This window comes from Empedobacter sp. UBA7611 (assembly GCF_002484365.1).
Lineage (GTDB): Bacteria > Bacteroidota > Bacteroidia > Flavobacteriales > Weeksellaceae > Empedobacter > Empedobacter falsenii_B.
Map to the genome: position 1 here is coordinate 1 of NZ_DLJR01000062.1, position 24,900 is coordinate 24,900.

Annotated in this window: 28 protein-coding genes and 1 tRNA gene; 15 read left to right on the forward strand and 14 right to left on the reverse strand. The window is 30.5% G+C overall.

Annotated features, from left to right (window positions below):
- Nucleotides 1–7: 7 nt before the first annotated feature.
- Nucleotides 8–92 (reverse strand) — tRNA-Ser (locus B3R94_RS10455).
- Between the two features lie 176 nt (nucleotides 93–268).
- On the opposite strand from B3R94_RS10455, the gene B3R94_RS10460 reads away from it, so the two are divergent.
- The 4 genes from B3R94_RS10460 to B3R94_RS10475 all read left to right on the forward strand — a co-directional run bounded on the left by B3R94_RS10460 (nucleotide 269) and on the right by B3R94_RS10475 (nucleotide 4,439).
- Nucleotides 269–691, forward strand: a complete 423-nt coding sequence (locus B3R94_RS10460; RefSeq protein WP_291100683.1) for a GNAT family N-acetyltransferase — start codon at nucleotides 269–271, stop codon at nucleotides 689–691.
- Nucleotides 692–732: 41 nt separating this feature from the next.
- Nucleotides 733–1,908, forward strand: coding sequence for an MFS transporter (locus B3R94_RS10465; protein WP_291100686.1), 1,176 nt, complete (start codon nucleotides 733–735; stop codon nucleotides 1,906–1,908).
- A gap of 353 nt (nucleotides 1,909–2,261) precedes the next feature.
- Nucleotides 2,262–3,734 (forward strand): TrkH family potassium uptake protein, encoded by a 1,473-nt coding sequence (locus tag B3R94_RS10470; RefSeq protein ID WP_244958011.1) that lies wholly within the window; start codon nucleotides 2,262–2,264, stop codon nucleotides 3,732–3,734.
- A 9-nt stretch (nucleotides 3,735–3,743) separates the two neighbouring features.
- Nucleotides 3,744–4,439 (forward strand): potassium channel family protein, encoded by a 696-nt coding sequence (locus tag B3R94_RS10475; RefSeq protein WP_291073103.1) that lies wholly within the window; start codon nucleotides 3,744–3,746, stop codon nucleotides 4,437–4,439.
- Here B3R94_RS10475 and B3R94_RS10480 read toward each other — a convergent pair.
- Nucleotides 4,426–4,806 (reverse strand): hypothetical protein, encoded by a 381-nt coding sequence (locus B3R94_RS10480; RefSeq protein WP_219034543.1) that lies wholly within the window; start codon nucleotides 4,804–4,806, stop codon nucleotides 4,426–4,428. The two genes, B3R94_RS10475 and B3R94_RS10480, sit on opposite strands and share 14 nt — an antisense overlap.
- 255 nt (nucleotides 4,807–5,061) lie before the next feature.
- Between B3R94_RS10480 and B3R94_RS10485 the strand changes: the two genes are divergently transcribed.
- Nucleotides 5,062–5,400, forward strand: a complete 339-nt coding sequence (locus tag B3R94_RS10485; RefSeq protein ID WP_291062817.1) for a hypothetical protein — start codon at nucleotides 5,062–5,064, stop codon at nucleotides 5,398–5,400.
- 61 nt (nucleotides 5,401–5,461) lie between these two features.
- Here the strand turns inward: B3R94_RS10485 and lysA are convergent, their stop codons facing one another.
- Nucleotides 5,462–6,673, reverse strand: a complete 1,212-nt coding sequence (gene lysA / locus B3R94_RS10490; protein ID WP_180906035.1) for a diaminopimelate decarboxylase — start codon at nucleotides 6,671–6,673, stop codon at nucleotides 5,462–5,464.
- A gap of 162 nt (nucleotides 6,674–6,835) precedes the next feature.
- Nucleotides 6,836–7,969 carry an MBL fold metallo-hydrolase gene (locus B3R94_RS10495; protein WP_291100690.1) on the reverse strand — a complete coding sequence of 378 codons (1,134 nt, stop codon included), beginning with the start codon at nucleotides 7,967–7,969 and terminating at the stop codon, nucleotides 6,836–6,838.
- Between the two features lie 128 nt (nucleotides 7,970–8,097).
- On the opposite strand from B3R94_RS10495, the gene B3R94_RS10500 reads away from it, so the two are divergent.
- The 7 genes from B3R94_RS10500 (at nucleotide 8,098) to B3R94_RS10530 (ending at nucleotide 12,914) form a co-directional block, all read left to right on the forward strand.
- On the forward strand, nucleotides 8,098–8,646 hold the full coding sequence (locus B3R94_RS10500) for a YeeE/YedE family protein (protein ID WP_114999312.1): 549 nt from the start codon (nucleotides 8,098–8,100) through the stop codon (nucleotides 8,644–8,646).
- A gap of 4 nt (nucleotides 8,647–8,650) precedes the next feature.
- Entirely contained in the window at nucleotides 8,651–9,064 is a 414-nt protein-coding gene (locus B3R94_RS10505) for a YeeE/YedE family protein (RefSeq protein WP_291100693.1), read from the forward strand.
- Nucleotides 9,065–9,066: 2 nt separating this feature from the next.
- The gene (locus B3R94_RS10510) at nucleotides 9,067–9,696 is read left to right on the forward strand and encodes a Crp/Fnr family transcriptional regulator (RefSeq protein ID WP_291100697.1); all 630 of its coding nucleotides are present in this window, start codon (nucleotides 9,067–9,069) and stop codon (nucleotides 9,694–9,696) included.
- 277 nt (nucleotides 9,697–9,973) lie between these two features.
- Nucleotides 9,974–10,747 carry a YeiH family protein gene (locus B3R94_RS10515; protein WP_407933551.1) on the forward strand — a complete coding sequence of 258 codons (774 nt, stop codon included), beginning with the start codon at nucleotides 9,974–9,976 and terminating at the stop codon, nucleotides 10,745–10,747.
- A 144-nt stretch (nucleotides 10,748–10,891) separates the two neighbouring features.
- The gene (locus tag B3R94_RS10520; protein WP_291100701.1) at nucleotides 10,892–12,286 is read left to right on the forward strand and encodes an MBL fold metallo-hydrolase; all 1,395 of its coding nucleotides are present in this window, start codon (nucleotides 10,892–10,894) and stop codon (nucleotides 12,284–12,286) included.
- A gap of 25 nt (nucleotides 12,287–12,311) precedes the next feature.
- A complete protein-coding gene (locus B3R94_RS10525; protein WP_280062497.1) occupies nucleotides 12,312–12,581 on the forward strand; it encodes a rhodanese-like domain-containing protein in 270 nt (89 codons plus the stop codon).
- Between the two features lie 24 nt (nucleotides 12,582–12,605).
- A complete protein-coding gene (locus B3R94_RS10530; protein WP_291069845.1) occupies nucleotides 12,606–12,914 on the forward strand; it encodes a thioredoxin family protein in 309 nt (102 codons plus the stop codon).
- Between the two features lie 71 nt (nucleotides 12,915–12,985).
- Here B3R94_RS10530 and B3R94_RS10535 read toward each other — a convergent pair whose 3' ends face one another.
- The 6 genes from B3R94_RS10535 to B3R94_RS10560 all read right to left on the reverse strand — a co-directional run bounded on the left by B3R94_RS10535 (nucleotide 12,986) and on the right by B3R94_RS10560 (nucleotide 16,957).
- Nucleotides 12,986–13,213 (reverse strand): YHS domain-containing protein, encoded by a 228-nt coding sequence (locus B3R94_RS10535; protein ID WP_038334051.1) that lies wholly within the window; start codon nucleotides 13,211–13,213, stop codon nucleotides 12,986–12,988.
- A 2-nt stretch (nucleotides 13,214–13,215) separates the two neighbouring features.
- Nucleotides 13,216–14,181 (reverse strand): hypothetical protein, encoded by a 966-nt coding sequence (locus B3R94_RS10540; RefSeq protein ID WP_291076732.1) that lies wholly within the window; start codon nucleotides 14,179–14,181, stop codon nucleotides 13,216–13,218.
- Nucleotides 14,182–14,191: 10 nt separating this feature from the next.
- Entirely contained in the window at nucleotides 14,192–15,232 is a 1,041-nt protein-coding gene (locus B3R94_RS10545) for a cytochrome-c peroxidase (protein WP_291066406.1), read from the reverse strand.
- A gap of 44 nt (nucleotides 15,233–15,276) precedes the next feature.
- On the reverse strand, nucleotides 15,277–16,119 hold the full coding sequence (locus tag B3R94_RS10550) for an MbnP family protein (RefSeq protein WP_125350617.1): 843 nt from the start codon (nucleotides 16,117–16,119) through the stop codon (nucleotides 15,277–15,279).
- Between the two features lie 84 nt (nucleotides 16,120–16,203).
- A complete protein-coding gene (locus B3R94_RS10555) occupies nucleotides 16,204–16,593 on the reverse strand; it encodes a hypothetical protein (RefSeq protein ID WP_291100704.1) in 390 nt (129 codons plus the stop codon).
- Between the two features lie 49 nt (nucleotides 16,594–16,642).
- A complete protein-coding gene (locus B3R94_RS10560; protein WP_291100706.1) occupies nucleotides 16,643–16,957 on the reverse strand; it encodes a hypothetical protein in 315 nt (104 codons plus the stop codon).
- Nucleotides 16,958–17,474: 517 nt separating this feature from the next.
- On the opposite strand from B3R94_RS10560, the gene B3R94_RS10565 reads away from it, so the two are divergent.
- Nucleotides 17,475–17,852, forward strand: coding sequence for a GreA/GreB family elongation factor (locus B3R94_RS10565; protein WP_038334079.1), 378 nt, complete (start codon nucleotides 17,475–17,477; stop codon nucleotides 17,850–17,852).
- Between the two features lie 73 nt (nucleotides 17,853–17,925).
- Here the strand turns inward: B3R94_RS10565 and murI are convergent, their stop codons facing one another.
- Together murI and B3R94_RS10575 are read right to left on the reverse strand one after the other, a co-directional pair.
- The gene (gene murI / locus B3R94_RS10570; protein WP_221856312.1) at nucleotides 17,926–18,735 is read right to left on the reverse strand and encodes a glutamate racemase; all 810 of its coding nucleotides are present in this window, start codon (nucleotides 18,733–18,735) and stop codon (nucleotides 17,926–17,928) included.
- Between the two features lie 100 nt (nucleotides 18,736–18,835).
- Nucleotides 18,836–19,939, reverse strand: a complete 1,104-nt coding sequence (locus B3R94_RS10575; RefSeq protein ID WP_291100709.1) for a PepSY-associated TM helix domain-containing protein — start codon at nucleotides 19,937–19,939, stop codon at nucleotides 18,836–18,838.
- A 68-nt stretch (nucleotides 19,940–20,007) separates the two neighbouring features.
- Between B3R94_RS10575 and B3R94_RS10580 the strand changes: the two genes are divergently transcribed.
- Nucleotides 20,008–22,230 (forward strand): TonB-dependent receptor, encoded by a 2,223-nt coding sequence (locus tag B3R94_RS10580; RefSeq protein WP_038334089.1) that lies wholly within the window; start codon nucleotides 20,008–20,010, stop codon nucleotides 22,228–22,230.
- A 208-nt stretch (nucleotides 22,231–22,438) separates the two neighbouring features.
- Complete coding sequence (locus B3R94_RS10585; protein WP_038334090.1) at nucleotides 22,439–22,990, forward strand: lipocalin family protein; 552 nt, start codon at nucleotides 22,439–22,441, stop codon at nucleotides 22,988–22,990.
- 70 nt (nucleotides 22,991–23,060) lie between these two features.
- Here B3R94_RS10585 and B3R94_RS10590 read toward each other — a convergent pair whose 3' ends face one another.
- The gene (locus B3R94_RS10590) at nucleotides 23,061–23,612 is read right to left on the reverse strand and encodes a ferritin (protein WP_038334091.1); all 552 of its coding nucleotides are present in this window, start codon (nucleotides 23,610–23,612) and stop codon (nucleotides 23,061–23,063) included.
- 441 nt (nucleotides 23,613–24,053) lie between these two features.
- Nucleotides 24,054–24,893: an AraC family transcriptional regulator gene (locus B3R94_RS10595; protein WP_291100712.1), complete on the reverse strand. Its 840-nt coding sequence runs from the start codon at nucleotides 24,891–24,893 to the stop codon at nucleotides 24,054–24,056.
- Between the last annotated feature and the right edge of the window lie 7 nt (nucleotides 24,894–24,900).

Here is a 24,900-nt window from a genome sequence, read left to right on the forward strand (position 1 = left end):
CTTTCAGCGGAGAGTGAGGGATTCGAACCCCCGGAGGTGTGACCCTCAACAGTTTTCAAGACTGCCGCATTCGACCACTCTGCCAACTCTCCAATAACGCAGTCTACTGCGGTATTGCGAGTGCAAATATAGAACGCTTTTTCGTTTTTCCAAATTCTAAAAACAATTATTTTTAAAATAATTTTTAACAAAATGATTCTCAATAGAATATTTTTATTGTTTTTTTTGAAAAGAGTCGTTTATATCTTTGTCTAAATTAATTATAGTCATGATTAGAAGAATTGAAGAAGTAGATTTTCCGAGATTGAGAGATATTTGGGTAAGTTCGGTTAGTAACACACACCATTTTTTAGCAAAAGAAGATTTTGAATATTATAAAGAAAATTTACCTAATTATTTTCCGCATGTTACTTTATTTGGTTACGAGATTGAGAATAAATTGGTAGGATTTGTCGGTGTCGCAGAACAAAATCTCGAAATGTTATTTATTCACAATGATTTTCGACGAAAAGGAGTAGGGAAGGCGTTGTTGGATTTTTCTATTCAAGAATTGCATGTAAAATCTGTCGATGTGAATGAACAAAATCAGCAAGCAATTGATTTTTATTTAAGTCAAGGTTTTAAGGTTATTTCTCGTTCTGAAAAAGATGGTGAAGGAAAAGCTTATCCTATTTTGCATTTGAGTTTATAATTTCGGGAGAGTAGCTTAACTTTGCAAATCATTTTTTAGCCATGCATTCATCAACAGAATTATCATCAACTCAAAAAAATCGCATTCGATTCGCTGTTTCGCTCTTCTTTTTTTCGCAAGGTTTAGCTTTTTCGTCTTGGGCAAGTCGTATTCCGACGATTAAATCAGATTTAGGAATTTCAGAAGGACAATTAGGAACTTTGTTGTTGATAATGCCGATTGGTCAATTGTGTACAATGGCACTTTCCGGAAAATTAGTAGCGAAATTTGGAAGCAAAAATGTCTTACGAATAGTTGTTTTAATTTATCCTTTGATCCTTTGTTGTATTGGTTTGGCTCAAAATTTTTATCAATTAGGTGCTGTCTTATTTTTCTTTGGAGTAATCGGAAACATGTGCAATATTTCGGTGAATACGCAAGGCGTTGAGGTTGAGAAAATATATGGAAAATCGATTATGTCATCTTTTCATGGAGCGTGGAGTATTGCGGGTTTTACTGGTGCTTTGATTGGATTATTGATGATGAATTTGCATGTGAATACATTTTATCATTTTGTGATTATTTATGGCTTAATTATTTTGAGCTGGTTCATTAATAAAAAATATTTAGTCGATTCTACATCAACTCCAGCGAAGGAAAAGAAATCTATTTTTTCAAAACCAGATACTGTTTTGGTTCAACTAGGAATTATAGGTTTTCTAAGCATGGCAACAGAAGGTGCGATGTTCGATTGGAGTGGTGTTTATTTCCAAGATATCGTAAAAGCACCTCAAAATTTGGTTGTCGTTGGTTATGCTTCGTTTATGGTAATGATGGCAACAGGACGTTTCGTTGGTGATTATTTTATCAGTAAATATGGAAAACAACGCGTGATGCAAATTAGTGGAATTTTGATGTTTTCTGGTTTGATGCTTTCAGTATTTTTTCCTCAATTTATTGTGTGTACAATTGCATTTATGATGGTTGGATTGGGTGTTGCGTGTAATGTGCCAACGGTTTATAGTGTAGCGGGAAAAAACAAAAATGTAAATCCAGGCGTTGCATTGGCAATGGTTTCTAGTATATCTTTTTTAGGATTTTTGATGGGACCACCACTGATTGGTTATATTGCTGAAGCTTTTGATTTGAGATATTCTTATGCGTTATTTGCTTGCTTTGGATTGATTATGGTTTTTATGGTTGGTAGAATGAAAATCTTTAAAAACCTTAATAACTAATTTATAGCTTTTCAAAAAAAAAGTAATGATTAACTTGTAAGAAGTATACATAATTATAAATTTGCCTTTTTAATTATTATGAAACAAATATGTTTCGAATTTTAGTCAATAATAAGTTTTTTAACGTAATCCTTTCAATATCGTACACATTAGCTATTATAGCATTATTGGTAATGTTTGGATTTGGATTTCCGGTTGTTTATAAACTTTATATAAACATTTTTTTTATCATTCTACTATCTGTCGGAATTTTAAGAACAATACTTAAATATGTTTATTTTAAAGAAAAAATTATTCCGCGAGTCATCATTTTTGATATAGTAAGTATACTATTTATTCTTTATTGCATTAAAATGCAAATAACCGATTATAGTTGGTTTTTTGTCAGCAAATATTTGCAATTTGCTATTGTTTTAAAATTAGTAAGAGAAATTGCTACACCTAACCTTAATTTCAAACGTTCTGTAATTACTCCTCCCCAATTATTTATTTTCAGTTTTTTTATTTTAGTTTTTGGAGGAGCTTGTTTACTTATGTTGCCAAAAGCAACATATCATCCAATTTCTTTTCTAGACGCACTATTTACAGCGACGAGCGCAGTTTGTGTAACAGGATTAACTTCTGTTGATACTTATATAACTTATACGCCTGTTGGTCATTTTATTTTAATGTTATTAATACAAGCAGGAGGTTTAGGTATTTTGACATTTGCTGGATATATTGCTTATTTTTTCAAAGGAAATAGTTCTTATGAGAATCAAATAGCATTAGGAAGTATTGCAAACAACGATTCTTTGAGTGAAGTTTTTTCTTTTGTAAAAAGGATTATCTATTTAACTTTTGGTATCGAATTCGTAGGAGCTGTATTAATTTATATTTCAATTGCACCTTATAATATTAGTATTGTTGACAAATTATTTTTTAGTATTTTTCATTCAGTTTCGGCTTTTTGTAATGCAGGTTTTTCTACATTGCCAAATGGATTAATGAACAAAGGTTTTGTTCACAATTATGGATTTCAATCTGTTCTAATCACATTGATATTCTTAGGAGGAATAGGTTTTCCTATCTTGATTAATATTCTACGTTATACAGATTATTTAATCAGAAAATTAATTTCAAAAATTCTCCATAATAAAAATAATCGTAAGAATTGGGTTTTTACATTAAGTTCTAAAGTTAATTTAATCACCTCATTAACAATACTAATTATTTCTACAATCATATTATTCTTCGAAGAATATTATTCTACATTAGGACAACATCAAGGTTTCGGAAAGTTTATTTCAGCTTTATTTATCGCCATAACGCCTCGTACAGCAGGTTTTAATAATATAGATTTTTCTCACTTACAATTCTCTTCCATACTTTTGGTTATTTTGTTAATGTGGATTGGTGCTTCACCAGCATCAACAGGAGGAGGAATTAAAACGAGTACTTTTGCAATTGCAATTCTTAATTTTATTAATATTGCACGCGGAAAAAATAAAATCGAAATTTACAAAAGAGAATTAAGCCCTATCAATGTACAAAAAGCTTTTGCTACAATGACCTTATCTTTTTTAGTCATTGGAATAGGAATATTTTTAATAACAAAATTTGATAATCATTTACATCTTATTGATGTTGCATTCGAAGCTTTTTCAGCTTATTCTACTGTTGGTTTATCATTAAATTTAACACCTACATTATCAGATCCAAGTAAAATTGTTGTCATTACAATGATGTTTATTGGTCGTGTTTCAATGATTACAATTTTGATGGCTTTTTTTAAGAAAACTGTTTCATCTAATTATCGTTATCCATCAGATGATATTTTAATTTAAAAGAAAATTATGAAAATAATAATTATAGGTTTAGGAAATTTCGGCGCGGCGCTTGGTAAGAAAATGGTAAAGCTTGGTCACGAAATTATCGGTGTTGACAATAATATTCAACGTGTTGAAGCTTTGAAAGATAAGTTATCCTATACCATTTGTTTAGATGCAACAGATGAATTATCAATTAATAAATTACCACTAAATAATACAGATATTGTAATTGTAAGTATTGGGGAAAATGAAGGTGCCAATATTATGGCTACTGCTATTTTTAAAAATAAAAATGTAAAACGTTTGATTAGTCGTTCTATCAATTCTTTACACGAAAATGTTTTGCAAGCAATTGGAGTTACAGAAATTATTCGACCCGAAGCTGAATCTGCAGAACGTTGGACAAAAAAACTAAATGTGAAAGGAGTTGTAGATTCTTTTGAATTAAACAAAGAGTTTAGCATTATAGAGGTTGTAACACCAAATGAATTGGTTGGAAAAACATTTGATGAAATCCAATTCAAAAAGCAACATAATATTTTGGTAATGACGATTATTAAAAATAAAGAAGAAGCAAGTTTCTTGGGTCAATATAAAATTGTGCCAGAAGTACAAGGTTTTCCGTCATCTAATACGGTAATTACCAAAGATGATGTGTTGGTGATTTATGGTGCAAATCAAGAGATTTATAAGTTTTTGAAGAAATTTAATATTCAATAATCTTATGCTCATTTTTTAAGAGATAAGGCTTATGGAATTTTAAGTAAAAAATAATTCCGATAAAATAGCAGACAACATCCAATATATCTGCTGTGTAATTTGAAGAAAATTTTGGCATAAGAAATTCTAACAAAAAACTGAGAACGAACGCTGTAATGACCAAATAACTTGTAGGGTAAATATATAATTGATTGTTGTATTTTACTTTCGAAATGATATAACTTCCCAAATGTGTCATTGCAGGAACGGCAAAAATATCTGTCAAATAATGGTTGAGATACTCAATTTCTATGGAATAAATTCGTGTAAGTTTGATGAAAATCCAACTCAGAATATAGAAACTAAAATAAGTATCAAATAGTTTCATTTTTTAAACCACAACAAGAATTATTAACACACAAAAAGCTCCAAGAATCATCAAGAATAGGAAGAAAGCGTCGTCTATTAATTTTTGAGAGGTACTTCGTTTGTCTTTTTTTTCTTCCATTTTTTCATTCTTTCAAGCAAAAGTATTTAATTCATTTCGAATTGCATAAGACGAATGTCATTGTAAAGTTTTTAAAATTGGATAGATTGAATCTTTAAAATATTTTCATAACTTTAAAACAGTAAATGATTGATAATGAAAATACTTTTATTCTTTCTTTTTCCAATTGCTCTTTTTGCGCAAGAAGTTGCTCAGAATGATAATTTAAAAAATAAATTGTTGATGAATTTTGCTCAACAATCTGGCTATTTTGATTTTAAGTATTCGCAAGATTTATCGCTTGAAAAGAATAATGAATTGATGGAAGATTATTTTAAAAATTATTCAAATAAACAACAAGATGTTTCTCCTTTAAAGCCAGTTGAGAAAAGAATTCCTTATGAATATGATGATTCAAAAACATACGGACAAAACTTAATAAGAAGTGTTGTGCATGAGATATTTTTTAGTAAACCACTGAAATTAGGGAAATAAAAAAAGCCCAATCCTTGAATTGAGCTTTAAAATACTATAAAAATATATAAAAATTCTGAGCTTAGAATTTTATATCCTCTGTTGTTGCGATTAAATCTTGAATTGTTTCGCGACGACGAATTAAATAATCCTTATCGTCAATTAATAAGACTTCTGCAGGTTTGAAACGCGAATTGTAGTTCGAAGCCATCGAGAAGCAATATGCTCCCGCATTGTGGAAACACAACACATCTCCTTCGCTAATTTCATTTATTTTACGATTCGATCCAAATGTATCTGTTTCACAAATGTATCCCACAACTGTGTAATAACGGCTACGACCTTCTGGATTCGAAATATTTTCAATTTCGTGATGAGCACTGTAAAACATCGGACGAATTAGATGGTTGAAACCTGTATCAATTCCAGCAAAAACAGTAGAAGTTGTTTGTTTCACAACATTTACAGTCGCTAAGAAAGATCCTGCCTCAGAAACCATATATTTTCCTGGCTCGAACATTAATGTCAAAGGTTTTCCGTACGCTTTCTCAAATTCATTAAAACGAGCAGATAAACGCTCACCTAAATATTCAATATCTGTTTCGTCTGCGCCTGGATAGTAAGGAACTTTAAATCCTGATCCAAAATCGATGTAAGATAAATTCTTGAATTCTGCTGCAACTTCAAATAAAATTTCAGCTCCTTGCAAGAAAACATCAATATCTAAAATATCAGAACCTGTGTGCATATGAACACCGTCCAAATGTAAACCTGTATTTTCTACAACACGTTTGATATGTGGTAATTGGTGAATAGAAATTCCGAATTTTGAATCAATATGTCCAACCGAAATATTTGCATTTCCACCTGCCATAATATGTGGATTAATACGCACACAAACTGGATATTTAGGAAAATCTTGACCAAATGTTTCTAAAACAGAAAGGTTATCGATATTGATGCGAACACCTAAATCAATTGCTTTTTTAATTTCAGCATACGAAACACCATTTGGCGTATAAATGATTTCTTTAGGCTTGAAACCCGCCATTAATCCCAATTCTACTTCTTGAATAGAAACCGTATCCAATCCTGAACCAAGTGATTTGAAATACTTTAAAAGATTAAGATTTGTGTTCGCCTTACATGCATAATTTAACTTTAAACGTTTGACTGTAGAAAATGCATTTGTCATCTTTTCATATTGCGATCTAATTTTGTTCGCATCATATACATACAAGGGCGCACCATATTTTTGCACCAATTCCAATAGACGTTCTCTATTCAGTTCCATTTTGTTTATTTTTTTGTTTAAAGTTAAATTTCAGTTGCCAAAATTACGGAATACAAATGGTTTTCTGAAGATAATTCAGAATAAACTTATTATAAATCAATAATTTCGAATATTGTTTAAAGATTTAAAAAATATTTCGAATATTATTCGGGAATAAATGTTTTAATCCCTCCACCATTCTTTGAAGTTGAAGACAGAATCGTTCAAATTTAGTGGTTCACCAATCATAGGCGTCAAAATATCGAGCTTATTTTGCTTACCATTCTCTATAATTTTTTCCAAAGGTTCGTCCCAAGCATGTTTTGCCAAAGCAAATTTTGCAGCATGTACAGGAATAATATGTTTTGTTTTCAAATCGTTGATAATTACAGGCAAATCTGTTGGTAAAGCATGAATATATTTCCACGCATCATTATATTGACCATTTTCGAGAATTGCAAAATCAAACGGACCATATTTTTCTCCAATTTCTCTGAAATGCGTATCATAACCGCTGTCACCACCTAAAAATATTTTTTGCGTAGGTGTTTCCAATACATAAGAAGTCCAAAGTGTTGTATTTCGTTTAAATTTTCTACCAGAAAAATGACGAGCTGGTGTAAAAGTAATTTTTAAGTTATTTTTTAATAAAACGCTTGTGTTCCATTCTTCTTCGATTAATTGTTCTGGTAGATAATTCCACTTCTCGAAATGTGCGCCAACTCCAAGCGGAAGAATCACTTTCTCCACTTTTGGACGTAATTCTTTCACTGTTTCATAATCCAAGTGATCGTAATGATCGTGTGAAATAACCAAATAATCAATCTTTGGGAAATCTTTTGCGTGATACGTATTTGCTCCTTTAAATGCTTTATTGAAAATTGGTAAAGGCGAACCGTAATCACTAAAAACAGGATCGATTAGGAAATTAACACCATTCAATTGAATATAATAAGACGAATGTCCCAACCAAATAAATACATTTTCAGATTTATCAATAGATTTGATATCCGTCTGAATATGCGGAATAGAATCTTTCGGATTGAGTTTTGGATTTTTAGCACCAAAGAAAAAATCCCACATCACTTTTTTGGTATCAAAACCTTCTGCAAATGCAGGTGTGTGATGAATATTTTGAAATTGTCCATTTTTATACAACTTTGATTGTTTCATTCGTTCCAATCGTTTTCCAGTTGCATCAGCACCAAAAGTATCCATTTGTAGAATAGCGAAAGTTGCAATTACAAGAATTACAATCAAACTTAATAGGAAGTAAAGCATTCGTTTAAAAACTTTTCGTTTATTGATTTTTTTCATTAATGATCAAATGTATAAAATTCTTGGATTGCTTTTGAAATAATATATCTTAAGTAAACTGTAACATTTGTAACTTTCATTTTAATTTTGATTTACCAACTTTGTACACGTTTTAGAAAAAATACAAAATGGAATTTATCTTACAACCTTGGCCATGGTATATTGGCGGACCAATAATCGCAATTGTAATGCTTTTATTGATTTATTTCGGAAAAAGTTTTGGATTTTCATCAAATTTCAGAACTATTTGTTCAGCTTTGGGAGGAGGAAAATCATGTGATTTTTTCTCGTTTGATTGGAAAGCTCAAAAATGGAATTTATTATTCTTAGTTGGCGCAGTAATAGGAGGTTTTGTTTCGATACATTTTTTATCAGATAATCAAATACCTGAAATTTCAGAAGCTACAATTGCAAAATTGAATGCAATGGGATTTGAAAGTGCAGGAAAAGCATATTCTCCAACCGAAATTTTTGAAACGATGTCTGTTAAAAATATTGCTTTATTATTTGTTGGTGGATTATTAATTGGTTTTGGAACGCGCTACGCTGGTGGTTGTACATCTGGACATGCGATTTCGGGTTTAAGTGATTTGCAGTTACCTTCATTAATCGCTGTTATTGGCTTTTTTATCGGTGGACTTTTGATGGTTCACGTTTTGTTTCCTTTAATTTTTTAATTTCATGAGAAGTTTAGTTTATATCATATTAGGCGTTATCTTTGGTGTAACCATGTACAAGGCAGAAACGGCCTCTTGGTTTCGCATTTTTGAAATGTTCAATTTTCAATCTTTCCACATGTACGGATTTATCGGTTCGGCTTTGGTTGTAGGTTTGATTGGAATACAATGGATGAAAAAGAAAGAAGTAAAAGATATCGATGGTGAAAAAATTGTGATTCAACCCAAAACAAAATCAATTGCTCGTTATTTGATCGGAGGAATTTTCTTCGGATTAGGTTGGGCGTTAGTTGGCGCTTGTCCTGGACCAATATTTGTGTTGTTAGGGGCAGGAGTTTATCCAATTTTAATTACAATTGTAGGTGCATTAATCGGTACTTTTCTTTACGGAAAAATTAGAAACAAAATCCCACATTAAACATGATAAAAGAGAAAATAGAAGCAACTTATCCATATCAATTTGAAGAAGAATTATTGAATGAAATTGATGAATTAGGATCTTTGATAGAATTTAAAGTGAATGATGTAATGATTGATTTAAACCAATTTATCAAAGGAATGCCCATTCTTTTAAATGGAGCAATTAAGATTATGCGTGAAGATTTTGACGAAGGAGAATTGTTATTATATTTTCTCGAAAAAGGAGATACATGTGCTATGACGATGGCGTGTTGTTTGGGTGATAAACAAAGTAAAATACGTGCTGTTGCCGAAACTGATGGAGAATTGGTAATGATTCCGATTGTAAAAATGGACGAATGGTTAGCAAAATATCCATCGTGGAGACGTTTTATTTTTGATAGTTACAATAATAGAATGGAGGAAATGTTGGTAGCGATTGATAATTTAGCTTTTAATGATATGAACGAACGTTTGAAAAAATATTTGTTAGATGTCGCAAGTATCAATAAAGGTAAAGTTGTGTTAAAAACGCATCAAGAAATTGCTTATGAGCTCAATACTTCTCGTGTTGTTATTTCTCGTTTATTAAAAGCTTTAGAAAAGGAAGGTTTCCTTCAACTGAATAGAAACGAAATCACGATTAAGTAAGTAATTATTAAAAAATATAAAAGGAAGCGCATTGTTAAGCTTCCTTTTTTTTTGTTGAAACAATTTATAATAGAAAATTTTATAAAAATAATATCATTTGTAACAAATGTTACAATCTATTTTGATACGGTCAATTACTTTTGTTTTTGTATTTCATAAAACAAATGATTGCCCGTATAGTTTATTTTGGATTGTTGCTATTTACTTTTTTTCCTTTTGTAGAGTCGTCTGTGGCGTTACTTTTAGGGATTGGTTATGGTTTAATTTTTCAGAATGAATTTGGGAATTCTCAAAACGATATTCAAAGAAATTATTGAATATTGCAATCATTGGTTTAGGGTTAGGTTTGAATCTTCACGAGGCAGTTTCGGTAAGTAAAGATGGATTTTTTCTCACTTTTATTTATGTGTTAAGTGTTTTTACATTAGGATTTGTATTCTACCGATTATTAAAAATCAATAAGAATACATCGCTGCTGATTACTTCAGGAACTGCTATTTGTGGAGGAAGTGCCATTGCCACAATTTCTTCGGTTTTACAACTAAAAGCGAATCAAATTACCATTGCTATGGCAGTTGTGTTTGTGTTGAATGCGATTGCATTAATGATTTTTCCGTTTATTGGACATTATTTTCAGTTATCGCAATATCAATTTGGTTTGTGGTCGGCAATTGCAATTCACGATACAAGTTCTGTTGTCGGTGCAGCCAAACAATACAGTGAACAAGCTTTAGAAGTTGCAACTACTGTGAAATTGAGCCGAACATTATGGATTTTTCCGTTGGCTTTATTAATTGGTTATTTCAACAAAAAAGAGAACTCTTCTTACAAATTTCCTTATTTCATTATTGGTTTTATTACAACAATGCTTATCGCTACTTATTTTCCTCAAGGCGAAAAAGTCTATCATATTTTACAAGGAATTTCGAAACAATTAATGGTTGTTGCTTTATTTATGATTGGCTCGTTGATTAACTTACAATCCATCAAACAAGCAGGTTTTAAAACCTTATCATACGGAATATTACTTTGGATTTTTATTTCCATTTGATCTTTGGTTTTGGGTTTGAATTATTTTTAAAATCTTTATTCTCTCTATTTTAAGTCTGTAACATTGGTTACTGTCGATTGTTTTTTAGCAACTTAACTTTGCTTCAACAAATTAGAAAAGGTTAAACCATAAAAATATTATCATATGTTTTTTCAACACATTTTTGAAAAGTCATTGGCACATTCAAGTTACCTTGTAGGTTGTCAAGCAAAAGGAGAAGCAATTGTAATTGATCCAAAAAGAGATATTGATACATACTTAAAAATAGCAGAAGAAAATAAGCTGAAAATTACGCATATTGTCGAAACACATATTCATGCTGATTATCTTTCTGGTAGCCAAGAGTTGGCTTATGTAACAGGTGCGAAGATGTATTTGTCTGATGAAGGCGGAGAAGATTGGCAATACGATTTTGAACATGTCGGATTAAAAAATGGCAATAAAATAGAAGTTGGAAATCTAATTTTTGAGGTGATGTATACACCAGGTCATACGCCAGAAAGTATTAGTTTTTTGTTGACAGATACGCCTGCGACGAAAGAACCAGTTATGATTTTTACTGGAGATTTTGTTTTTGTAGGAGATATTGGTCGTCCAGATTTATTAGAAGCAGCAGCTGGATTAATTGGTACTAAAGAAGTAGGAGCGAAGCAGATGTTTGAATCGTTGAAAAAATTTCAAGCATTACCAGATTATCTACAAGTTTGGCCCGCACATGGAGCAGGTTCTGCTTGTGGAAAAGCTTTGGGAGCTGTAGCTAGTACAACGGTTGGTTATGAGAAAATCAGAAATTGGGCGTTGCAATTTGATTCGAATGAAAAAGGATTTGTTGATTATTTGTTGGCAGATCAACCCGAAGCGCCAGCTTATTTTGCAATGATGAAAAAGCTGAATAAAACAAAACGTCCTTTATTGATTGAAGTTCCGAAATGGGCTAAATTAACATACATCGAATTTGAAAAAGCGAAAGATTTTGGAATGAAAGTGATTGATGCGCGTATCAAAACAGATTTTTCTCAATTCCATTTACCAGGAACATTAAATATTCAAAACAATAAAACATTCAATACATGGATGGGTTGGATGGTAAATTATCAAGAGCCAATTGTATTGATTGTAGAAGAGGATGAAGTAGAAGAAATGACACGGAAATTGATGCGAATTGGTTTGGATAATGTCTATGGTTATATTACTCCAACTGATATATTGAGTAATTTTAGTTCTTTACAATCTTCTATTTTAATCGATGCAGATACAATGGAAAATTACATTGGAAATGATGAGGTTCAGATTTTAGATGTTAGAGGAGAAGCAGAATTTAAAGAAGGTCATATTGAAGGAGCGAAGCATATTTTTGTTGGTTATTTACCAAAAAGATACAATGAATTAGATCCAATTAAAAAAATTGCTTTGCATTGTCAAGCTGGAGATCGAGCAACGATTGCACAAAGTTTTTTGGAATCGAAAGGTTTTGAAGTTGAAAATTATAGTGGAGGAATTGCTGACTGGAAATTGAATCAAAAACCATTAGTTAAATAATATGTTTTTCAAAAGGATTTTAAAAATGTTGACATCAAATTCGAATGTAGAGAACTATCTACAAGAAGGTGCTTTATTGTTGGATGTTCGTACAAAAGCGGAGTTTTTGGCGGGACATCATGCAGGTGCGGTGAATATTCCGTTGCAAGAATTAGAAGTAAGATTAAAGGAATTACCAAGCAAAAAAATTGTAACAGTTTGTAGAAGTGGAGCTCGTAGTGCGCAAGCAGCAACAATTTTAAATAAAAATGGATTTGAAGCAATAAACGGCGGTCCTTGGCAAACAATAAAATAAGTGTAATAATATCTAAATTTTAAAATGGATTTATTGGATAAAATACAAGGAAATAATTTTTATTTGATTGATTTTTATGCAAATTGGTGTGCTCCATGTCAGTTACAACTTCAGTTTTTAGAAAATTTGAAAGAAAAATTTTCTGATAATGTAGAAATTATAAAAATAGATGTAGATAAAGAGAAAGTAAGTACTATTCAATTTGATGCAATGTATCAAGTAAATGGTGTACCAACTTTGATGCTTTTTCATCAAGGAAAGCTACTTTGGAAACATTATGGAGTAAAGTTTGAAGATGATTTACAGGAAATTGTAAAACAATTTTTGATATAAAAAAAGACAGTAGCTGCTTAATGATTCTTCTTAGAATCAAGTGCAACTACTGTCAAATTATTTTCTTTCTCTTACTTTTTCTTCACGTATTTTTTTGGATTTTTTTTGAATTCAACTTTACAGCTTTTACTACAAAAACCATAAATTTTCTTTTGATAAATTGCGGTATCTGTTAAGAATTGTGCGGTATTCATTCCACAAATAGGATCTTTCTCGTTTACAACTTTTACTTTTAGTTTTTGTTGAGCAAAAATTGAAAAAGAGATGATGAAGAATGTTAATGTTAATATTTTTTTCATTGTTATTGATTTTTAGATTGAAATAAATTGTAATTAAAAAAGAAACCTATTCTGTTTTTTACTTCGATTTCTCCCGAATTTAAATCAGAAAGTATAGGTTGAAAATATTCTATACCAAAATTAAATTTTCGAGCAGCTGCTTCTAATCCTAATTTCGCAAATTGAGCTTTTCCCTTAGATTTTGGAATCGTCTCCCCAAATTGTTCATTTTTATAATAAAGTTCGTTTTGAAAACCGACTTTTCCAAGTAATTTTAATTCATTGTTAATGAAAAGGTGTTGTAATTGAATTAATTGATTCCATTGATCTCCAAATTTGTATTTCTTCTTATTCTCTCCTTTCAAGTTGTAGTCTGTTACTAATTGTAAAGTCGAATTCTTATAAGCTAATTGGTAATTTATTGCAAACTGAGTATCCCAACTTCCTGTACCTAATTGAAAACTAGGATTGGTTGTTTCAGCATTTGCTTGATTAAATTTTGCGATTGGAATTTTTAAACCTATTGCAGCACTTAATCCATGTTTTAGCTCATTAGAACTTGTATTTGATTTAATGACTTTAACAATTCCCATCATATTTAAATCTCCAATACCAGAAATAGAAGAAGAGTTTTTACCTTCTTTATTATGAAAATGGTAAGGAATGCTAGCATTGATGTCAATTCTATTATTTATTGGAATTCTTGCCCATAATTGAATGGTGTTGAATTGTTGTTTTTGTGTTCTTTTATTAGAAAAAGCATCTTCTTTAGCTTTATAAGATTGATGAAGGTAACGAATACCAACGAAATTTGAATTTATAAGATTTTCAATTCCATTTGAGGTTGAAGTTGCTGAACAACCACAAGCATCACAATCTAATTCTAAATCATATAAATGAGAGATTACAATAGAATCATTATCAGTATGTGCAAATAATGAAATGGGAGTAAATAATATAACGAAAAATAAATTGATATATAATTTCATTTGAATAGATTTAAAATTCTGCATAAGCAGGGTTATTAATAAATGAGTAATCAGTTAATGTTTTTAGAAAAGAAATAATTGCCTTTTTTTCTTCTTCTGTCATAGGAATTCCAATTCGATTATTTTGTTTGAGTTGAGAATCCAAATATTTATCATTTTGTACACCTTCTGAATAAAAATTCAAAACAGCTTCTAAACTATAGAATCGACCATCGTGCATATAGGGTTTGGTCATTTCAATATTTCTTAAACTTGGAACTCTAAACTTCATAAAGTCAGTCGAATCTAATGTTACACGATATAAACCTCCATCTTTGTATTGTTTATTATAATACATTCCTGTATTTCGAAAAGACTCATCTGTAAAAAGTGTTCCTTTATGACAGCTTGAACATTTCTGTTGAAAAAGTTGTAAACCTTTTTTTTCGGTTTCGTTTAAATCTGCCTCTTTCCTTAAATATTGATCATATTTAGAATCTTTTGATACAACTGAAGCCATAAACTGTCCTAATGCGCTGAGAATACGATTTGCATCTATTTTATCATCTCCAAAAGCATTTTTAAACATTTTTCGATAAGAAGAATCTGATGATAATTTCTTAATAATTTCGGGAAAAGTTGTATCCATTTCTTCTTCAGCTGTAATAGGAGAAATTGGTTGTTGAGCTAAATCATGAATAACGCCATCCCACATAAATCGATTTAGAAAAGCTAAATTTTGAATAGGAGGAGCATTTCGAATTCCTAATCGATCATCAATTCCATGACTAACAGGATGTCCGTGGTGAGTAAAGGCATTTTCTTGAATATGGCAAAAAGCACATGAAATAGTATTATTTCTAGATAATCGACCTTCATAAAATAGTTTTTTTCCTAACTCAACACCATTCTTAGTTAACGGATATTTATCTGTATCAAATGTTATTTTAGGAAAATAAGAAGGAATTTCTAATTGATAAGGTTCATCAACGATCTGTCCATAATCAATATCATCATCGTTACAACTTAGCAAGATGAATAAACTGAAAATGATTGTTATTATTTTATTCATTGTTTGTAGAATTATGCGGTGTTTATAAAACACCGCTATAAACTTTATTGATTTTTTTCGTCGTTATGTACATGATCAACTCGAAACATATTTTGTATATTTTCTGTTACCAATTGTGCAAAGTTGGAAGATCCCATAATATTATTGTTCGACTCATCTAATATCAATTTATGATCACCACTTAAATAGGTATTCAAATTTGCCATAATATGAATAGAAGGCTTAATCTTAGAAGTTACTCGTGCAGATGTAGGCAAATTTAATGTTACTTCTCTATATAAATCTTGAACATTATTTTTGTTAATATCTCCCATATTTCCTGTGTGAGTTAAAAAGAATGTATCAGTAGTAGTTTTGCCATAAAAACCTTCTATTTTAAAGAAAACATAACCAGCAGCCCAAGCCCAAGTCATTCCATTTTTCTTTGCTTTTTCCCAAAAAGTAGCTTGCCCAGTCTGTCCTAATAAATAAGCTTTCTGAGATACACCAAGTCCGAAACGTACTTTTGTATATTTATTTTGAGGGATATTATCCAAATTTAAATAAACGACATTAGCTATAGCAGAATCTTGATTAATAACAAAAGCGCCTTTGTCTGGATCGTTTTTATGATAATCAAATTCATTTCCTTTTTCGTCAATTAATGTGATGTTAGAAATGATATATTTTAATGTTGTTAATTTATGTTTTTGTCCGTTTGATGAAGTTTGCGTTGTTTGATCTAAAACAATTCCTCCCAAATTATCAAATCCATTTTCAAACTTTAATTGAATTTTACCTGTTTCGGTAGATTTAATTTCAGAGAAATCATCATCGTTGTTGCAGGAAGTAAATAAAGTAAGTAATGCAATAAATGATAAGTTTAAAAAATATTTGATTGTTTTCATTGTAATAATTGTTTAATTTTTTTGAATAAAAATGCTGTTGGAAAACAATTATTGTTCTCCAATACTGGATATTTGTTCTATTAATTAAACAATTGGAGGTTTTAGATATTTAAAAACCCAATCGATAGAATAGGATGATTGCCAAAAGAATCGATGTTTTATTTTTACAATAAAATCTTGAATAAATGGAATAGCTAAGCATTCGAAATGTATATAGATTTCTGCAAATCGAATATTCTTTACTAAAACTGAATCAGATTGTTGTTCTGTTTCTTTTAGTTGCTTCGATAAATAACATTTTCCATTGCATTGCATTTCTGGTCGCTCTTTATTGATACAATATTCATCAATAATCTTCTCCTGAGTACTAATGAATACAGTAAAAGGAATTAATGATCGAAAACCAATTAAAAGCACGAACAATGCAATCAATAAACAATTGAAACTTTTGACAAATCTTATATGAAATGTCAATTTGATTAAATGTTAATGAGATAATAATTTGATAAATAGGGATTATTTATCAAATAGGAGGCTGAAGTTGTTGATCCAATTGATATTGAGTTTCGAAAGCTAATTCGAAAGTCGAAACTTTGTTAATAGGTTTTATAAAGGTAAATGTATAGATTTCTAATTTAGCTTGATAAATAAAATAATCTATAGTACGTAAAGAAACTTGAATTTTATTATCATCATTTTGTTCATCATGAATAGTTTTGGAAATTTGTTCTTTCAGATAACAAACTCCATTACACAATAATTCTGGACGCTCTATATTAACACAATATTCTTTAGAAATCTTATCATAATTTACCAAATAGTCAATAACTGGTAGCAATGGTCTACAAGTTATTAGAACAACAGTTAGTATGAAAAGGTAAGATTTCAATTCCTTAAAATTTTTATAAAATTAGACAGTTTTTATTTATTTTGAAAATGAAGATTATCAGTTTTTTCAGAAATTGAATTCAAGTTCCTTTTTATTGAAATAATCTTAAAAGGTTTATATTTTTTAGATTGAGAAAGATATCGTAACTTTGAATTAATCATTTTAGAATCAATTCATGGCAAATTTTATTGACATCTATAGAAGAAACAACCAATCGTGGTTGTTTTTGTCGTTGGCATATTTGCATGATGATACTTTCTTAAGAAGCTCGAAAGAGTTTATCAACTAATCCCTGTTACGACTCGAGACAGGGAACCTTCTATTTCTTTTCAATTATCAATTATTTTCAATTTTCTGTAAGGAGATTTGTATCAAATTTTAGCGAATTTTATTTTCGGTCATTTGATATTTGAGTCTTAGAGAATCTTCTTCGAATGATTGAAAGTTTAACTAAGAATTTATCAAAATGACAACAAATATTATTTTAACAACAGGATTATACGATTTAATTAAAGACCATTTAAGAAGAAAAAAAGTAACAGCAGAACAAGAAAATATCTTGACAAAAGAATTGCGTCATGCAGAACAAATTTTGAGAAGAGATTTGGCTGATAATATTGTGACTGTTGGGAAAAAAGTAACAATAAAAGAATTAAATTCAAATCAAGAATATCAATTAAATTTTGTTAGCCCAGAAAAAGCAAAACCGAAAAAAAATCGCCATTCTATTTTAATGGACGAAGGTTTAGCAACAATTGGTTATAAAATTGGTGATGTAATTGAATGGCCAGCAAATGATGGTACAAAAAAATATGAAATTCTGAATGTAGAAGCAGTTTCATAATTTGTCCAAAAGCATAATAAAAAAACCGAGCATTAGCTCGGTTTTTTATTGGTATATTTTCTGGAAAAATATTTTAAACATCTAAATGTGAAGCAGTAATTTTCTGACCATAAAAAATTGTCGTATTTGCTTCAAAACTTTTCGCATCATCTGTCGTATAAAATGTAAGATGTCCATTTTTTGAGCATTGTGTTTCTACTTCTGGATGGCGATGTAAATAGTCAGTTAATTTATTCGCTACCAATTCTCCTTGCGAAAGAATTGTTACATTTTCTGGTACATATTGCGAAATCACAGGAAGAAGAAGCGGATAATGTGTGCAAGCCAATACAATTGTATCGATTTCGGATGATTGATCAAATAAGCGTTGAATATCTTTTTCTACAATATCGTGCGCAGCTTTGCTATCAATTTCATTATTCTCAACCAAAGGAACCCAAAGTGGACAAGCTAATTGAAAAACATCAATTGTTGGATGAAATTTGTTCATCTCAATTTTATACGATTCGGACAAAACAGTTCCTTGCGTAGCTAAAATTCCGACTTTGTTATTCTTTGTGTATTCATTTATCGATTCTGTTGTTGGGCGAATAACACCCAAAACTCTTTTGCCTTCGGGTAAATCATTTTGCTGAATTGTTCGTAAAGCCTTTGCAGAGGCTGTATTGCAAGCAAGTATAACCAAATTGCATCCCAAATCAAACAATTTAAAAACGCATTCTTTGGTGTATTCATAAACCGTCTCAAACGAGCGAATTCCATAAGGGCAACGAGCATTATCACCTAAATAGATATAATCGTATTGCGGAAGTTTTTTCTGTATTTCTTTGAAAACGGTTAATCCTCCATAACCTGAGTCAAAAACACCAATTGGTCCTTGCATATTCGCTTATTTTTGAAGCACAAATTTACAAAATGTATTAAGATGTTAGCGTAATAATTTGGTTTGAAAATTTACCTATGATTAATGAGTTTTAAAATCTTTATGAACCAACAATTTTTTTCTGCTTTCTTTTTTTATTTCGCCAAATAATAAAACCTGTAATGGGTAAACTTGCCACAATTATTGAAGAAGTAAAGGCTAATATTTTACCAAATAAACCTAATATTTGTCCTGTATGGATATCGTACATTGAGTTTGCAAACTTTTTACCATTTGATAAATTCTCATTCATTAATTTATAAACCTGAAATTGTTCCGAATCAAATTGATATTCGTCAACCGCATAATAGCGCAAACTTTTATGATACGCTCTTACGGCTAAAGGATTTTTATCAGGAACAGGTAAATAAATCCAATGCATTGCAGCTGTAGAGCTATTTTTTAAACTATAAGCATATGCCGAATCAACAATAGTGTAATTGTTTTCTAACATTTTTTTAGGCTGATAGACATATCCTTTTTCTTCATTAGGAAATGATTTTCCAAGATTAACAATTTGCGTATATGAATTACGAACAGGTTTGAAACTAAATGCAATACCTGATAAAGCAACAATAAAAGCAATACTAAAAGCATAAAATCCTAATACATTATGCAAATCATAATTGATGCGTTTCCATTTTGCTTTGTATTTTATCGTTAATCCATTTTTAGCTTGTTTTCTCTTTTTTGGCCACCAAAGTATTAATCCACTTATCATAATCATGATAAAAATAACAGTCGAAAAACCAATTATATTTTTTCCGATATCACCTAATAAAAGATTCATATGAATGTATTGTATCACCAAGAAAAAATCTTGTTTCATATTTTCTTGATGTAAGATTTTCCCTGAATATGGATTGACATATACAAAGTAAGATTCTTTTTTATCATCCATCGTCATCACAACGGTTGATCGATCTTTATCCATATACATCACGCGAAGAACAACATGTTTAGGATTTTTGTCTTGTACTTTAAGAATAATTTCACTTGGTTTTATGAATGGTTGATGAACAATTTCAACTTTTCTATAATCAAACAGTGCATCTTTTATTTCATCTTGAAAACAAAAGATAGCTCCTGTTATTGCTACAATACAAACAATAATACCTGTAAATAATCCAAGCCATTTGTGAATAAAAAGAAAATATTTTTTCATTAATAAAATTAATTTAGAATAAATAAAAATTATATTTGCAGCAAATATAAATTATTTAAAAACACACTATGAAAAAAAATATCATCTGTTTAACAATTTTATTTGGGAGTGCCTCGCTGTCATATGCCCAAACGAATGATAGTATATCCACAGATTTGAATGATGTTGTGGTAGTTGCTTCAAGAAAACCTACAAAAATATCTGATTTGGCAGGAACTGTTTGGGTGATCAATCAAGAACAAATTGCGCAACAAGCTAAAAATGGTGTTCCATTAAAAGAAGCTTTAGCGATTATGATTCCAGGGATGGATGTTGGTTCACAAGGAAGATCAAATTATGGTCAGAATATGCGTGGACGTTCGATGTTGGTGATGATAGACGGTGTTTCCTTAAACAGTATCCGTAACATAAGTCGTCAATTGGATGCAATAGATCCATTTAATATCGAAAGAGTTGAGGTTTTATCTGGTGCAAGCGCAATTTATGGCGGAAATGCAACAGGTGGTATTGTCAATATTGTAACGAAAAAAACGCTAAAAAATGGAATTAGTGGCGAAACAGAACTTGGTTCACGTACAGGTTTTTCAGGAAGTGATGATCATGATTGGCGTGCAGCTCAATCTATTGGTTACAAAGATGATAAATTTACTGGACGTTTGGCTGTTGCTTTTCAACAAAATGGTGGAGCTTATGATGCAGATGGTGATCAAATATTTGCAGATATTTCGCAATTAGATTTACAATATAATCAATCTATTGATGTGTTGGCAACAGCGGGTTACAAATTCAATCCGAAACATCAAATCAATGGATCTGTGCAATATTATCGTTCAAAATATAATGGAGATCGTAGTTTATATTTAGGTGAAAATATTAGTGTTTTAACCAAAGGAGATGCTTCTGTTTTGGAAATGCGAGATGGTTTTGATACGGATAAAAATCCAGGAACAGAGCGTGTAATGGGAACATTGAGTTATAATGGAACGAATATTTTAGGAGGGCAAGACGTTTATGTTCAATTTGCTTCTCGTGTTGAGAAATTAGGATTTTACCCATTTCCAGGTAATTTAACGTTGCCTTCTGGGACAAGTCCTTATATGTCGGCTTCTCAACAGGATACGTATTATTCGGGTCTAAAAGCTGTTTTGGTAAAAGATTGGGGGAAATTGAAATTAACATATGGTGTAGACGCTGACTTTGAAAAGTTTGAAGGTCAACAAAATGTATTTGATTCTCAGAAATCATTATCAAGTGGAGGAATGATTAATCACACTGTTTTAACAATTGATCGTTATCCAACCAATCATTCTACAAGTTTTGCAGGATATGCGCAAGCTGAGTATGATATTTTACCTCAATTGAAAGTTTCGGGAGGAATTCGTTACCAAGATATTTCGATTAAGTTGGATGATTTTGTTGGTTCTACTCAACAATTGCAAATCGCAAATGGTTATGGAAACAGCGCCGATTATATTCCAGGCGGAAAAAGTAGCTATAATATGACGATGCTAAATGCTGGTTTGTTGTATAAAATTAATGAATTGAACCAAGTTTGGACAACTTATTCACAAGGAGTTTCGTTGGCTGATCCATCAAAATTTTATGGATATGGAAATTATAAATTTAATTCTGCAACCAATAATTGGGATTTAAGTTCGAGTGTCAATGTAAAAGATTCTCCTCTTTCTGGTGTGAAAACAGGACAATTTGAACTTGGTTATCGTTTCAGAACAAATAATGGATTTAAAGGACAAATCTCTGGATTTATCAGTAATTCCGATAAAAATATTGCTTTAAAACGTGATGGATTAAATCTTTGGGTAGAAGTAGTTGATCAGAAATTAAGAAATATGGGCGTAGAAACAGAGGTTTCTTACACGAACGGAGGATTTTATGTTGGAGCAAATACATTGTTAATCAAATCTGAAGTGGAGAAAAATGGTGATTGGCAAAAACAAGACGTTTCAACTTCTGGACCTTCTAAATTTACAGCTTACGCAGGTTATGGATTTGATAATTGGAATTTTAGATTTCAAACTTTACAAAGTTTCAAATACACAGATGGTTTGGAAAATGTGATTGATTCATACAATACATCAGATTTAATGATTGCTTACAAATTACCTTTCGGTAAAATTAATTTAGGTGTTCAGAATATTTTTAATACCGATTATCAAACAATTTGGAGTGCAAAATCACAAGTTTTGTATAGTGCATATAAAGTTCCAGAATTGTTTTATTACGCTGGACGAGGAAGAACTTTTAATCTAAGTTTTACATACAATTTTTAATTTATGACAAGCGAATCTTTTGATTCGCTTTTTTCTTGAAAATATTTTTTAGATAGGAAATATTGAAAACTGTACTAGAAAGTTTTGTGTATTTCATTTATAAAGAAAACTAAACAAGAAAATGTATTAAAACCTTTTCAAATATGGTTATTGGCTTAATGATTGCAATTGAATTTATAAATAAAGTTTCTCACAAAAAGAATGAATTATGAAGCAATTAAATAAAAAAATGATCTCAGGTTTAGCGTTAGCAGGTTTGGGAGGGTTGACTTATGCTTGGTTGAATTGTCGAAAAGTTAAAATCCCGGATTATGTTACAGCGGTCGAAAATTTTGATCCGCAACAATACATGGGAAAGTGGTATGAAATTGCACGATTAGATTTCAAATATGAAAAAAATATGAGTCATGTAACTGCGACTTATTTTTTGAATAAGAAAGGTGTAATAGAAGTTCATAACAGAGGTTTTGATGATAAAGAAAACCAATGGACAGAAGCTCATGGAAAAGTTAAGTTGAACGGAGAAGAGGGGAAAGGAGCTTTAAAAGTTAGTTTCTTTGGACCATTTTATTCAGGATATAATGTAGTGTTGATGGATCCTAATTATGAAACAGCTTTGGTTTTTGGTGAAAGTCATGATTATATGTGGATTTTATCACGACAAAAAACAATTTCGGAAGAAACAAAACAAAAGTTTCTTTTGTATGCAGAAGAAAAAGGATATGCGATAGAGGAACTTACTTGGACTGTACAAGAATAAGTTGATAAATATAGTTTCATCTCAAAGGGCTAATTTNNAAATTAGCCCTTTGAGATGAATGATGAATATATTATTCTGCTAATGGATTAATTTGATCTGCTGTAGGAAAATCTTGCCCTGTATTACCGATCGTTTTGTTTAAATCAAATTTTGCAGCATCAGACATATTAGCACCACCCGCTAATTTTGCTTTGTCTAATAAATCGAGTGCTAATTTTTCTTCTTCACGTTGTTCAGCAACCAACCATTGTAAGAAATTCCATGTTGCCCAATCTTCTTCCTCCATACTCATTTTTACAATTTTGTAAATGGATTCGGTATTTTCGATTTCTTGTTTTAAAACAGCTTGAAAACACTCTAATACATTTTTAGGTTCAGGTCCAGGTTTTTTTATGGCTTCAATTTTTACAGTTCCACCACGTTCTTGAACATATTCTATAATTTTAGCCATATGTACGCGCTCTTCCTGAGAGTGTTTCATCATAAAATTTTTGACTCCGTCCAATTGATTTTCATCTGCCCAACATGCAAGCATTAGATAAATTTGTGCCGAAAAAGCTTCTAATGTAATTTGATCATTTAGTGCTTTTTGTAATGTTTTAGAAATTCTTGTTGTATTCATTTTTAAGGGTTATTTAAGTTGAGAATATTGAATGGAATTTTCGCACCAAACCCAATTTTTGAATGTTAATACTTTCTAAAATGTTGATATTTAGATTCGTTTCAAATATTTTGATAACATTAAACCTTACTTCTTATTATAAAAATTAATTTGTAGTTGAATTGTTTTTTCGGTTTGAATAATGTCTAATATTAGAATTTTGATGGTTTCTTTTTTGTTCTTTTCTGTTTCATAAAAGTTGGAGTATAAGAAATTCATGAAAAATTCTGTTTTGTTCTTTCCATATTCTTTAGCGTATTTTAAAACTTGTAATTTCTTATTATAAATTAAATAAGCTTGGATTTCCTCTGTCTTTTTTATAATCATGAGTCTATATTAGTTTTTTACTAATTTAGTCTACGAAGATGTGACGTATCCACAAAATTGTAAAAATCGTGCAGCTTAATGTTGCGCATAAATCCAAGCCAATTGTTCTTGTTGAATGCTTGTTTTATTTCTCAATTGATTAGGCGATTGACCTGTAATTTCTTTAAAATCGCGGATAAAATGGGATTGATCGGTATAATTATTTTGGTAAGTGATATGCGTAAGTTTTTCTTTTTCGAAATGAAGAATAGAATCTAGCGCTTTTCTAAATCGAACTGTTTTCAAAAAAGATTTAGGACTTTGCCCAATTTGATTCATAAACAGGCGATATAATGTCGATTCGTTTATCGAAAGTTGTTTGGCTAAAGGACTAACTTTTAATTCATCTGTTTGTTGAATGAGATATAAGATTTCTTTGGTTTTAGTATTTAAATAATCTTGATTTAAGTTTTTCAATAGTATATTTTCGAGCATTGAAATTCTTTTCAGCGAATTCTTTTCCTCAAATAATTGTTCTGTAAAATCTGTAGCAGATTTTGGGAAAATCATTTCAAAAACTTCATCACTTTTAATTAATTCATCGTACGAAATATTCGTAAATAAGCGTAGCGCAGCTGGATGAAAAATGATGCAAATTTCATCTAAAGTAGCGTCAATGCTTACATTAAGATTAGATTCATGAAATCCTGATAAATAACTTTTGTATGTAGCATATCCTTTTAAGGTAAAAAGATGTTTGCTTGTTTTATTTTGTTCGAGAATGATTTTATTCTGCTTGTAAATGGCAAGACACAAATTGGTGTTAGGGAAAGTTGAATACTCAACTTTTTCATCCTTTTCAGATTTGAAAAGGATGAAATACTGAACAATATTTTTTAATTCAGGATGATGAGGTTGTATAATTTCGGTTTTCATAAACGTA

Coding starts and splice junctions, on each gene's coding strand:
- B3R94_RS10475 (WP_291073103.1), top strand. CDS start 3,744: ATGAAAATAATAATTATAGGTTTAGGAAATTTCGGCGCGGCGCTTGGT.
- B3R94_RS10470 (WP_244958011.1), top strand. CDS start 2,262: ATGCAAATAACCGATTATAGTTGGTTTTTTGTCAGCAAATATTTGCAA.
- B3R94_RS10495 (WP_291100690.1), bottom strand. CDS start 7,969: ATGAAAAAAATCAATAAACGAAAAGTTTTTAAACGAATGCTTTACTTC.
- B3R94_RS10585 (WP_038334090.1), top strand. CDS start 22,439: ATGAAGCAATTAAATAAAAAAATGATCTCAGGTTTAGCGTTAGCAGGT.
- B3R94_RS10565 (WP_038334079.1), top strand. CDS start 17,475: ATGACAACAAATATTATTTTAACAACAGGATTATACGATTTAATTAAA.
- B3R94_RS10500 (WP_114999312.1), top strand. CDS start 8,098: ATGGAATTTATCTTACAACCTTGGCCATGGTATATTGGCGGACCAATA.
- B3R94_RS10460 (WP_291100683.1), top strand. CDS start 269: ATGATTAGAAGAATTGAAGAAGTAGATTTTCCGAGATTGAGAGATATT.
- B3R94_RS10575 (WP_291100709.1), bottom strand. CDS start 19,939: ATGAAAAAATATTTTCTTTTTATTCACAAATGGCTTGGATTATTTACA.
- B3R94_RS10505 (WP_291100693.1), top strand. CDS start 8,651: ATGAGAAGTTTAGTTTATATCATATTAGGCGTTATCTTTGGTGTAACC.
- lysA (WP_180906035.1), bottom strand. CDS start 6,673: ATGGAACTGAATAGAGAACGTCTATTGGAATTGGTGCAAAAATATGGT.
- B3R94_RS10550 (WP_125350617.1), bottom strand. CDS start 16,119: ATGAAAACAATCAAATATTTTTTAAACTTATCATTTATTGCATTACTT.
- B3R94_RS10465 (WP_291100686.1), top strand. CDS start 733: ATGCATTCATCAACAGAATTATCATCAACTCAAAAAAATCGCATTCGA.
- B3R94_RS10485 (WP_291062817.1), top strand. CDS start 5,062: ATGAAAATACTTTTATTCTTTCTTTTTCCAATTGCTCTTTTTGCGCAA.
- murI (WP_221856312.1), bottom strand. CDS start 18,735: ATGCAAGGACCAATTGGTGTTTTTGACTCAGGTTATGGAGGATTAACC.
- B3R94_RS10590 (WP_038334091.1), bottom strand. CDS start 23,612: ATGAATACAACAAGAATTTCTAAAACATTACAAAAAGCACTAAATGAT.
- B3R94_RS10520 (WP_291100701.1), top strand. CDS start 10,892: ATGTTTTTTCAACACATTTTTGAAAAGTCATTGGCACATTCAAGTTAC.
- B3R94_RS10540 (WP_291076732.1), bottom strand. CDS start 14,181: ATGAAATTATATATCAATTTATTTTTCGTTATATTATTTACTCCCATT.
- B3R94_RS10535 (WP_038334051.1), bottom strand. CDS start 13,213: ATGAAAAAAATATTAACATTAACATTCTTCATCATCTCTTTTTCAATT.
- B3R94_RS10510 (WP_291100697.1), top strand. CDS start 9,067: ATGATAAAAGAGAAAATAGAAGCAACTTATCCATATCAATTTGAAGAA.
- B3R94_RS10480 (WP_219034543.1), bottom strand. CDS start 4,806: ATGAAACTATTTGATACTTATTTTAGTTTCTATATTCTGAGTTGGATT.
- B3R94_RS10580 (WP_038334089.1), top strand. CDS start 20,008: ATGAAAAAAAATATCATCTGTTTAACAATTTTATTTGGGAGTGCCTCG.
- B3R94_RS10545 (WP_291066406.1), bottom strand. CDS start 15,232: ATGAATAAAATAATAACAATCATTTTCAGTTTATTCATCTTGCTAAGT.
- B3R94_RS10530 (WP_291069845.1), top strand. CDS start 12,606: ATGGATTTATTGGATAAAATACAAGGAAATAATTTTTATTTGATTGAT.
- B3R94_RS10525 (WP_280062497.1), top strand. CDS start 12,312: ATGTTGACATCAAATTCGAATGTAGAGAACTATCTACAAGAAGGTGCT.
- B3R94_RS10595 (WP_291100712.1), bottom strand. CDS start 24,893: ATGAAAACCGAAATTATACAACCTCATCATCCTGAATTAAAAAATATT.